Raw genomic sequence first — 391 nt, forward strand, 5'->3', positions numbered from 1 at the left:
TTAATGGAATTGGTATTACTTACTGGAGTTCTTTTCATTTAAATTCAGGGGTAAGTAATGGAGCTACTCGTCTCACTGAACAGCATGGGCTTATCGCCGACCTGGATAGCGTTACTCGTTGTGTTATGGAAGCAAGATAAACGCTTGACCATCATTGAAACAATTCTAGAAGGTAAGAATAATGACTAAAGCAGGGGTCAAAAGAAACGGCACGTTAAAAAAGGGGTATCGCTTCGCCAAAGGTGGGCGTGTTGTGAAAGCAAAAAGCATCACAAAGAAGCGAAAAAGACGCCGATAAAATAAATCGCAGATAGCAAAAAGGCCACTCAATGAGTGGCCTTTTTTCATGCATAAATAATGCACTTTGAAGATGGCAGGGGTGGAGAGATTC

The 391-nt window shown here is 41.4% G+C and carries 1 protein-coding gene; it reads right to left on the reverse strand.

The window, feature by feature from the left end:
* Positions 1–165: 165 nt before the first annotated feature.
* Positions 166–391, reverse strand: a 226-nt coding sequence (locus tag AACT19_RS02835) for a hypothetical protein (RefSeq protein WP_207551951.1), incomplete at its 5' end; no start/stop codon positions are given.

Source organism: Vibrio sp. 10N.222.47.A9, from assembly GCF_963872585.1.
GTDB lineage: Bacteria > Pseudomonadota > Gammaproteobacteria > Enterobacterales > Vibrionaceae > Vibrio > Vibrio splendidus.